Here is a 7,150-nt window from a genome sequence, read left to right as displayed (position 1 = left end):
GGTACCGGGACCACCTGCCCGCTCACCGAGGAAGAGGCCGCACGGCTGCGCGCTGACGTTCAGGTTCTCCTTGACGGCGAGCACCCGTCCGATGCGATCAGCCTGCTCGAAACGGGACTGGACCGCGCCGTCCCCGGTTCCGTCCTCGAGCTGCAGATGCGACACGCGCTCGCCGCCGCGCTGCTGATCGGCGGGCAGTACAGTCGCGCCGCGCAGCTTTTCGAGCAGGCCGGGGCGGCCTACCGGCAGCACCTAGGCGCCGCTGACCCGTGGGCACTTGACTGCGCCTACCAGGCCGGGCACGCCTACGCACAGGCTGGAAAGCCCGACAAGGCACTCCCCCAGCTTCGCTACTACGTGATGAACGCCGTCCCGCTCGCCGCACAGGACCCGGACGAGGCGGCCAAGGTCATCGAATCCCGGTTCGTGATCGCCCAGCTGCTGGCGAGCACGGGCGAGATCGAGTCGGCGATCACGGAATTGCAGGCCGTCCGGCCGCTGCTCGCCGCCGCCTACGGGCCAGAGTCGGCGCAGGTTCGCAACCTCGACAAGCAAGCCGCCCGTCTTCAGTCCGCACCACGCACGTGAACAAGCCGGTTGGGTCATCGGGGTCCAAGCCGGACGCCAGGTTCAGTCAATCGTTACGGCGCCGCCGTTTGCGTTGACGGTGATCCGGTACTGGGACGAGGAACTGGTGGTCACCGTGATCGCGGCGGGTTGCGGGGGTCCGGTCATCTGGACCTGGGACGCCGGCTCTTTGATGTAGTCGACGCGGTAGCTGTAGCCGGCGGGTAGCTGCAGCGTCACATCGCCGCCCTCGGTGGTGACGTTCAGGTTCGACGGCGCCGCGGTGAGCTGGAGGTCGACGCTGTTGCCGCCGGTGTCCACCGCGATGTTCTGCGCGGCCAGCGTGCCGCTGACCTCCCCGCCGCCCCCGTACGGGCCGTTGTTCGGAGTGGCGTCGGTGTTGAGGCTGACGTTGCCGGTCAGCCCGTCAACGTTCAGGTTCCCGCCGCCGGTCTGCAAGGTCGCGTCGGATATGCCGGTCGCCGTGATGTTGCCGCCGTTACTGGTCACCGTCACCGGTGCCCGCGGCGGAACGTCGACGGTTGAATTGAGCGCGCAGTTGTAATTGGGGCAGGTGAAGTTGATCCTGGTCCCGGTCGGCGTCTGCGCCGTCGCGAGAGTGGGGCGCTGGCCTGAGTAATTCAGGCCGTACCAGACGGTGCCGCTGCCGGTGAACCGCGCCGCGCTGGGCGCGACACCGCCCTGCAGGGTCACGTCGCCGCCGTAGATGTTCATGTCGAGGCCGCGGATGACACGCACCGGGGCGTAACTCACCGCGTAGCTGCCCTGGGAGGCCTGGCTGATGATCGCGAAACACGTCCAGGCGAGCAGGGTGAGCGAGAGCGGAACGCCCAGCAGCAGGATGATCCGGCGCGCTGGCGTCATGAGCAGCTCGCGGGCGGCGGGCCGCGCAGCGGCCGGCAGGAAACTGGTCATGAGGTGACCCCATTCAGGTAATGGAGGACCGCGAGCACCCGGCGGTGGCCGTGCTCGTCCGATACGAGTCCGAGCTTGCTGAAGATGCTGTTGATGTGCTTTCCCACGGCGCCGCCGCTGACGACCATCGTCTCGGCGATGGCGGAGTTGGACCGGCCTTCGGCCATCAGCGCGAGGACCTCCCGTTCGCGGCTGGTCAGCACGCTGAGCGGACTGCGGCTGCGGGCGAGCAACTGGGCCACGACCTCGGGGTCGAGCGCGCTGCCACCCTCGGCCACCCGGCGGAGCGCGTCCAGGAACTCCGACACGTCGGCCACCCGGTCCTTGAGCAGGTAACCGACGCCGTGCGGGCTTCCGGAGATCAGCTCGATCGCGTAGCGTTCCTCCACCCACTGCGACAAGACGAGCACGCCCGTGTCCGGCCAGCGGTCACGGATCACGAGCGCGGCGCGCAGCCCCTCGTCGGTGAACGTCGGCGGCATCCTGACGTCGATGACGCACACGTCCGGGGTGCACGCCTCCACGGCGCGCATCAGCGCCTCGGCGTCGGTCGCGGCGACGACGACCTCATGGCCGGCCTCTGCCAGCAGGCGGGTCAGCCCCTCGCGCAGCAAGACCGAGTCCTCCGCGATCGCCACCCTCAGCATGGCAGCTCCGCCGCGATGATCGTCGGCCCGCCGTACGGAGACTCCACGGTCAGCCGGCCGTCGACGCCGCTCACCCGGCTGGCGAGGCCGGACAGCCCCGCGCCCCGCGGGTCAGCGCCGCCGACTCCGTCGTCGCTGATCATGATGGCGAGCACGCCGGGATAGCCGTGTCCCTCGACCACGACCTTCGCCTGGCTGGCCCGCGAGTGCTTCGCGACGTTCGTGAGGGCCTCGGCGACAACGAAGTACGCGACGGCCTCTATCAGCGGCTTCGGCCGGACCGGCATGTCGACGTGTACGTCGACAGGGATAGGGCTGCGCGCGGCCAGGCCGGAGAGCGCGGCGTCGAGGCCGCGATCGGTCAGCACCGGCGGGTGCACTCCCCTGACGAGGTCCCGCAGCTCGGTCAGCGCGGCCTTGGCCTGCGAGTGGGCCGAGTCGACCAGGTCCCTGGCCGCGTCGATGTCGTCGCCGAACCTCGCCTTGGCGCGGCCCAGCTCCATCGCGAGCGCGACCAGCCGCTGCTGGGCGCCATCGTGCAGGTCGCGCTCGATCCTCCGCCGCTCGGTTTCCGCCGCGTCCACCACCCGCTCGCGGCTCAGCTCGAGCTCGGCGACCCGGGCGGCCAGGCTGCTTGGCGGCCCGAGCAGGCGCCGGGCCAGCATGGTGTCCGCGACCGCGAGGCCCCTGGTCACCTGCGGCGCGGCCAGCAGCACCAGCACGCCCGCCACGGCCACGAGCACGGCCTTCGACTCGTGCAGCGCCCGGCCGTCTACATGGAAGCCGCCGCCCGGCAGCGACCAGTCGAACAGCGGCAGCGTGACCATGATCAGGCCGATGGCCCACACGCCCAGGCTGACGAACGCGGCCGCCGCGCTGAGCGGCCCCCGCGCCACCGCGTAGAGCACCTCGCGCCAGGTAGCGCGCTCGCTGAGCTTCGTGAGGCGCGGCACCAGCCGCAGCCGGTACCCGCTGCGCGTGCCGGCCGGCCAGGCGGGGATCTGCTCGCCGAGCGTGACGGCGAACCTCGTCCGCTCGGCGCTGGCGAACCAGTCGGTGAACCGCAGCGTGGCGCCGAGTATCGGCAGGCCGATCATCGCCACCGGGAGGCCCAGCGCGCCGATCACGAGCCCGGGAACCACGATCCAGACGACAAGGGCGCCGACGCACACGCCGATGAAGTGATGGATGAAGGCAAGCCAGGTGCGCGGCGACACCAGGTCCCGAACGAAGTACATGCAAGCGACGCTAGGCCATGCCCGCCCGCGCCCGCCATCATCCGGTCTTCCGGATGCGAGGTAATGCTAGCCCTACCCCGGCGCTGGCAAGCAGGCCGAGGCTCACGCCCAGCTAGAGGAGCCGTCGTCGTGTTAGTCGTCGTGTTATCTGGATGATTTCGGGCCCGGATCGGCCGCAGACTTGCTTGGGATAGTTAGCGCTTGATATAGTTTGCAAGCATACAGCCGCCGCACAGGAAGGTAGAGACTATGGCCGTCTATTCCACCCGGGACCTGCAGGCAGAGTTCCTTGACACGATCCGCGCGAGCCAGGAGACCGTCGTTGAGGCGGTCAAGACCTGGGTCGACGCCGTCAAGGCCGTGACGCCGAAGGTGCCATTTGCCCAGGTACCGCTCGCCGCGAAGCTGCCCAAGCCGGAGAACGTCGTGACCAGCGCGTACGACTTCGCCGAGAAGCTGCTCTCCAGCCAGCGCCACTTCGCGGAAGAGCTGGTGAAGGCGACGGCACCACTGATGGCGGGCAACGGTACCCATGAGATGCCGGGCTCAGCCGCCGAGTGAGGCATCCGCACTAGTACGCGGCGGTACCGGAGCCCGGTGCCGCCGCGTACTATAATTCGCGATACCCGAGGAGGTGACCGTGACGGACCCGTGGCAAGCGCAGCGGGAGGCGCTCGGTGCCTTCATCCGCACCCAGCGCAAGATGGCGAACCTTTCGCTCCGCCAGCTCGCCGAGCTGACCAGCCTGTCGAATCCGTACCTCAGCCAGGTCGAGCGGGGTCTGCACCAGCCGTCGGTACGCGTGCTCAAGGCGATCTCCGATGGACTTAACCTGTCCGCCGAGACGCTCCTCGCGCAGGCCGGCCTGATCGATGCCGTGACCGGTGAGGGCCCGGACACTGATGGGGCGGGCCGGGCGGACGCCGGTGAGAGAGGCCGCAATGCACGGACCGAGGACGTGATCGGGGCAGACGAGCGCCTGAGCGACGACCAGAAGGCAGCGCTGATCGCGGTGTACCGCAGCATGGTCGGTCAGTCCTGACGGCGGCGCCGCCCGCGACCGCGGATGTGCCCGGGAGACACCGCGCGGCGCGCGTTTCGTGCTACGCGGCCAATGCCGGCGGCCGGCGGGCGGCTTAGCCTCGGCCGCAAGCGGAAATCAGGTAATCATGAGTACCCATACCGATAGCTTGGCGGCGGCCGCGGCGGATGCTGTGACAGCTCCGCTCGACCTGCTGCTCACCGACGCGGCCCTCGGCACGCTCCGCCGGATGAACCCGGGCGGCTCTGGCCTGCGGCTGGCAGGGGCGCTAGCCGTGCGCCCGTCTCTCGTGGCGAGTCAGGGCCGGCAACTGCTCGGCGAGATGGCACGCATCGCGGTGGGCAGCTCCGAGATACAGCCGTCCCGGCGAGACCGGCGGTTCACGGATCCGGCATGGCAGGGCAACCCGCTGCTGCGCCGCGTGCTGCAGACGTACCTGGCCGCTGCCCAGGCAACGGAGGGTCTCGTCGCCGGCGCGGAACTGGACTGGGCCGACGCGGAACGGGTTGGTTTCGCGCTCACCAACCTGGTGGACGCGCTGGCGCCAAGCAACAGCCCGGTGCTCAACCCGGCGGCCGTGAAAGCGGTCATCGACACCGGAGGCGGCAGCGCCGTGGCCGGCCTGCGGCACTTCGTCGCCGACATGGCCGCCCCGCCCCGGGTGCCGTCCATGGTGGAGCCGGACGCTTTCGAGGTCGGCGCGGACCTCGCGGTCACGCCGGGGGCGGTAGTCCTGCGGACCCCGGTGTTCGAGCTGATCCAGTACCGGCCCGTCACGACCACGGTCAGGCAGGTTCCGCTGCTGATCGTCCCGCCGACGATCAACAAGTTCTACGTGATCGACCTGGCGCCAGGACGGAGCATGGCCGAGTACCTGGTCGGCCAGGGACAGCAGGTCTTCATGATCTCCTGGCGCAACCCGGACGCCAGGCAGGCGGCCTGGGACTTCGACACCTACGGGCAGGCCGTTCTCGACGCCATGGACGGCGCCGCGCGGATCACGGGCAGCGAGCGGACCGCGGTCCTGGGGGTGTGCTCGGGCGGCATCATCGCCGCGATGGTGGCCGCGCACCTGGCGCTCGCCGGCGAGCAGGACAAGATCGCCGCCCTGACGCTCATGGTCACGGTGCTGGACCAGGCGCGGGCCGGCCTGGCCAGCGCCGTCCTCGACGAGCGGTCCGCGCGGCTGGCCGCCGCCGCGTCCAGGGCCCGCGGGTATCTCGACGGCCGGGCGCTGGCCGAGGTATTCGCCTGGCTGCGGCCCAACGACCTGATCTGGAACTACTGGGTCAACAATTACCTGCTGGGACGCAAGCCGCCGCCGTTCGACATCCTGTTCTGGAATGCGGATACCACCAGGATGACCGCGGCCCTGCACCGGGACTTCCTCCGGCTGGGCGTGACGAACGGGCTCGCGCAGCCCGGAGGCGTGACGATGCTCGGCTCACCGGTCGACTTGTCGCTCGTTGACAGGGACAGTTACCTCGTCGCCGGGATCACCGACCACATCTGTCCCTGGGAGAGCTGCTACCGGTCCACTCAGCTGCTGGGCGGCAGCAAGCGGTTCGTGCTGTCCACGAGCGGGCACATCGCCGCGATGGTGAACCCGCCGGGAAACGAGAAGGCCAGATACCAGATTGCGAAGGACTGTCCAGCAGACCCGCGGGAGTGGCTACAGCACGCGGAGAGCTACCACGGATCCTGGTGGCCAGACTACGCGGACTGGCTGGCCGAGCGCTGCGGCGAGGAGACCGCCGCTCCCGATGAGCTGGGCGGCGGCAGCCTGGCACCGCTATGCGACGCGCCGGGAACGTACGTCCATGACCGCTGACGAAGGGCCGCCCGGACCCGCCGCGCCGCCGTGGCGGGCCGGCGGCGGGGAACGCCTGCGGACGCTGACTGTCCGTGGCCGCGTCCTGCGGGTGGCGGTGCGGGACGGCGATCCTGACTGGCCGCCGCTGCTGCTGTGCAACGGCATCGGCGTGAGCCTCGAACTGCTCCAGCCGTTCGTCGACGCGCTCGATCCGCGGCGCTGTGTCATCAGGTTCGACATGCCCGGCGTCGGCGGGTCGCCGGCACCGGTGGTTCCCTATCACCTGATCACCACCGGGCCGTTGCTGGCTGGGCTGCTCGACCAGCTCGGCCATGAGCGGGCCGACGTGCTGGGCATCTCCTGGGGAGGCGGGCTCGCGCAGCAGTTCGCGCTGAGCCGCCCGGACCGGGTGCGCCGCTTGGTGCTGGTGGCGACCGCGCCCGGCGCGCTCATGGTGCCCGGGCACCCGCGCGTCCTGCGGCACTTGCTCACGCCGCGGCGGCACCGCGACCCGCAGTACTCGGCCCGCATCGCCGCCGAACTGTACGGGGGCAGCGCGCGGAAAGACCCGGCCATGGCCCGTGAGCTGCTGCACGCGACGACACGCCTCGGCCCGGCCAGGGGCTATTACTACCAGCTGATGGCCGGCCTCGGCTGGACCAGCCTCCCGCTGCTGCCGAGGCTGCGGCCGCCCACCCTGATCCTGGCCGGCGATGACGACCCGATCATCCCGCTGGTCAACGCGCGGATCATGCACCGGCTGATACCAGGCAGCCAGCTGCACATCTATCACGGCGGTCACCTCGAGCTGGCCGCGGACGCGGAGCGCCTGGCGCCGGCCGTGGAGGCGTTCCTCGATGCCGGCCTCACCGGCGAGGGGAGCCAGGAATGACACAGGTCGCGAGCA

Annotated in this window: 8 protein-coding genes; 5 read left to right on the top strand and 3 right to left on the bottom strand. The window is 70.2% G+C overall.

Annotated features, from left to right (window positions below; all coding sequences use genetic code 11):
* A partial coding sequence (locus tag WA805_RS30565; protein WP_425244060.1) for a hypothetical protein occupies nucleotides 1–588 on the top strand: 588 nt, incomplete at its 5' end.
* Nucleotides 589–630: 42 nt separating this feature from the next.
* Here the strand turns inward: WA805_RS30565 and WA805_RS30560 are convergent.
* Genes WA805_RS30560 through WA805_RS30550 form a run of 3 tightly spaced genes read right to left on the bottom strand, consistent with a single transcriptional unit; the run spans nucleotide 631 to nucleotide 3,388 of the window.
* On the bottom strand, nucleotides 631–1,503 hold the full coding sequence (locus WA805_RS30560; RefSeq protein WP_425244059.1) for a hypothetical protein: 873 nt from the start codon (nucleotides 1,501–1,503) through the stop codon (nucleotides 631–633).
* Nucleotides 1,500–2,147, bottom strand: coding sequence for a response regulator (locus tag WA805_RS30555; protein ID WP_422285843.1), 648 nt, complete (start codon nucleotides 2,145–2,147; stop codon nucleotides 1,500–1,502). The genes WA805_RS30560 and WA805_RS30555 overlap by 4 nt, the downstream gene beginning before the upstream one ends.
* Entirely contained in the window at nucleotides 2,144–3,388 is a 1,245-nt protein-coding gene (locus WA805_RS30550) for a sensor histidine kinase (protein WP_425244058.1), read from the bottom strand. Before WA805_RS30550 ends, WA805_RS30555 begins: the two co-directional genes overlap by 4 nt.
* 249 nt (nucleotides 3,389–3,637) lie before the next feature.
* Between WA805_RS30550 and WA805_RS30545 the strand changes: the two genes are divergently transcribed.
* The 4 genes from WA805_RS30545 (at nucleotide 3,638) to phaZ (ending at nucleotide 7,135) form a co-directional block, all read left to right on the top strand.
* Nucleotides 3,638–3,949, top strand: coding sequence for a hypothetical protein (locus WA805_RS30545; RefSeq protein ID WP_422284602.1), 312 nt, complete (start codon nucleotides 3,638–3,640; stop codon nucleotides 3,947–3,949).
* A gap of 79 nt (nucleotides 3,950–4,028) precedes the next feature.
* Entirely contained in the window at nucleotides 4,029–4,430 is a 402-nt protein-coding gene (locus WA805_RS30540; protein WP_422337952.1) for a helix-turn-helix domain-containing protein, read from the top strand.
* A gap of 172 nt (nucleotides 4,431–4,602) precedes the next feature.
* On the top strand, nucleotides 4,603–6,261 hold the full coding sequence (locus tag WA805_RS30535) for a PHA/PHB synthase family protein (protein ID WP_424561308.1): 1,659 nt from the start codon (nucleotides 4,603–4,605) through the stop codon (nucleotides 6,259–6,261).
* Nucleotides 6,251–7,135 (top strand): poly(3-hydroxyalkanoate) depolymerase, encoded by an 885-nt coding sequence (phaZ, locus tag WA805_RS30530; RefSeq protein WP_425244057.1) that lies wholly within the window; start codon nucleotides 6,251–6,253, stop codon nucleotides 7,133–7,135. Before WA805_RS30535 ends, phaZ begins: the two co-directional genes overlap by 11 nt.
* Nucleotides 7,136–7,150: the final 15 nt, after the last annotated feature.

The organism is Trebonia sp., from assembly GCF_049794275.1.
Classification (GTDB): domain Bacteria; phylum Actinomycetota; class Actinomycetes; order Streptosporangiales; family Streptosporangiaceae; genus Trebonia.
Note: the sequence above shows the minus strand (reverse complement) of the source record. Positions and strands in the feature narration are given on the sequence as shown.